Source organism: Euzebyales bacterium (genome assembly GCA_036374135.1).
GTDB lineage: Bacteria > Actinomycetota > Nitriliruptoria > Euzebyales > JAHELV01 > JAHELV01.
Genome location: DASUUK010000027.1, coordinates 1 through 2,026, shown reverse-complemented (window position 1 = coordinate 2,026; position 2,026 = coordinate 1). Strand labels below are relative to the sequence as shown.

The following is a 2,026-nucleotide window of genomic DNA, read 5'->3' as shown; positions in this document are numbered from 1 at the left end:
GGCGGCGCAGCCGTCGTTGAACTGGCGGCACCCCCGAGGTGCGGGCGGAGATGCTGGATGTGCTGCGGTTCTGGTTCGACGGCGGTGTCGACGGCTTCCGCGTCGATGCCGTCGACCACATCGCGTCTGACGCGCAACTGCGGGACGATCCGCCAACCCGGACTTGGCGCCCGGGCAGAGCCCGTCGCGGCGGCTGGTGCGACGCTTCACCGCGCACACTCCGGAGGTCTACGCGGTCACGCGGCAGATGCGGCGCGGCGCCGACACCTACGGCGGTGACCGGGTACTCCGGCGAGGCGTACGGTTCCCTCGACCAGGTCATGGGCCAGGCCGACGAGCTGGGGATGGTCGACACCGACGTGCCAGCCGACGTCGTCCAGGATCCGTGGGAACGCCAGGTCCCCGGTCTGGGACCGGGCGGGACCCGGTCCGCACCGCGATGCCATGGAGCGCCGGTCCGGGTCGCGGCTTCACCGAAGGCACGCCGTGGCTGCCGCTCGGATCGACGACCCCGGCTGACAGCAACGGACCGACCCGGCGTCGATGTTGACGCTGCACCGTCGGCTGCTCGCCCTGCGGCGCGCAGAGCCCGCCCTGGCGATCGGCGGCTACCGGACGCGGTCGGTCACGGACGCGGTCTACGTCTACGAGCGGCACCGCGACGGCCGGACGCTCGCGGTGGCGCTCAACCTGACCGGAATCCAGCAGCCGCTCGCACTGGCAGGCGGGACGGTCGCGCTGTCCACCCACCCTGGTGACCCACACCCCGTCACCTCCGCCCCGACGAGGGCAGGATCGTCGAGGTGCCGTGACGCGGCGTGGCCACGGCCTGAACCGGGGGCGCCGTCCCACCACGCCCGTGTCCGCGACGCGTTGGTGGTCGGCGTTGCATCGTGCGCATAGCGTTCACCGGGGCGGCGTGCCCCGAGTCGCCGACCCTGGATGGGGCATCAGATGGCGGATCACCATGTGGATGAGACCAGCCCGACGTTAGCCGTGCTGCCAGAGTATGAGTGCTGGCAGCTGTTGCGGGACCACAGGCCACGCCTCGGTCGACTCGCGTTCGTGGACGCAGGCTGGCCACTCGTGCTGCCGGTGAACTACCTGGCGATCGGCACCCTGCTGTACATCCGCACCGCCCCGGGCAGCAAGCTGCTCGCGGCGGCGAAGCTGCAGCAGGTCACGTTCGAGGTCGACGACGTCGACGAGGCGTGCGAGGAGGGGTGGAGCGTCCTGGCCTTCGGACGCCTCCAGCTGGTCACCAACGAGGCAGAGGTGGAAGACATCGGGCAGCGACCGCTCCGACCGTGGGCGCGGGGCGACCGCAAGTACCTGCTGCGGATGGATGTCTCCGTGGTCTCCGGGCGCCGACTGCTGTGAGCCGGCCGAGCACGGCCGAGCATCCGTCGCGCCCCGTTGCCAGAGCACGACACCGGGAGTTGGGTAGCACGTGCGGATTCGATGGGTGGGTTCAACAGCCTCGTTGAACTTCTCTGAAGGTGTCATGAAGTCGAGGGTCTTGCGAGGCCGCCCGTTGAGCTCGGCAGCGACCGCGCCGAGGTCCTGAGTGAGGACGTGGAAGTCGAAGACCTTGCGGGGGAAGTACTGGCGCACCCGGCGATCCACTCGCCAGGAGCTCACGCGCACCGACGGGGACGGACGCGTAGTGGCCGGTGTTCCTTGGACTGAGCCGGCGACGGTCGGTAACGGCCCGAACGCGATCGTCGGCTGTCTCCGGCAGCCTCACGGGTCGAGCACGTACAGCATCTGTTCGGTCTGGGCCTGTTGCCAGCCCTGTGGGCGAACGATCTCGAGCCATGCCAGCGGGACGTCAGCGTCGTAGTCGTGTCCGTACCCGGGGGCTGTGGAGGACGCCAGCGGTAGGTCCATCAGCACCTGCTCGAACGTGAGCACCGGCCGCCAGACCATGTGCGACGGAACTCCAGGTCCCGGCGGCTCGCGGAGCCACTGCGGCTGGGACCACGCCAGCGATGGCGAGAACCAGACGACTGGGTCTGTCGCATGT

Annotated in this window: 3 protein-coding genes and 1 pseudogene; 2 read left to right on the top strand and 2 right to left on the bottom strand. The window is 69.9% G+C overall.

Features of this window, described 5'->3' with window-relative positions; genetic code table 11:
* Nucleotides 1–543: 543 nt before the first annotated feature.
* Together VFZ70_04075 and VFZ70_04070 are read left to right on the top strand one after the other, a co-directional pair.
* Nucleotides 544–903, top strand: coding sequence for a DUF3459 domain-containing protein (locus VFZ70_04075; protein HEX6254968.1), 360 nt, complete (start codon nucleotides 544–546; stop codon nucleotides 901–903).
* Between the two features lie 93 nt (nucleotides 904–996).
* The gene (locus VFZ70_04070; GenBank protein HEX6254967.1) at nucleotides 997–1,380 is read left to right on the top strand and encodes a pyridoxamine 5'-phosphate oxidase family protein; all 384 of its coding nucleotides are present in this window, start codon (nucleotides 997–999) and stop codon (nucleotides 1,378–1,380) included.
* Between the two features lie 111 nt (nucleotides 1,381–1,491).
* On the opposite strand, the pseudogene VFZ70_04065 reads toward VFZ70_04070, so the two are convergent.
* A pseudogene (locus VFZ70_04065) lies at nucleotides 1,492–1,614 on the bottom strand (IS30 family transposase).
* Between the two features lie 129 nt (nucleotides 1,615–1,743).
* A partial coding sequence (locus tag VFZ70_04060) for an alpha/beta-hydrolase family protein (GenBank protein ID HEX6254966.1) occupies nucleotides 1,744–2,026 on the bottom strand: 283 nt, incomplete at its 5' end.

Bases quoted from the DNA above. Each gene is read 5' to 3' on its own strand.
- VFZ70_04075 (HEX6254968.1), top strand. From the start codon at position 544: ATGTTGACGCTGCACCGTCGGCTGCTCGCCCTGCGGCGCGCAGAGCCC.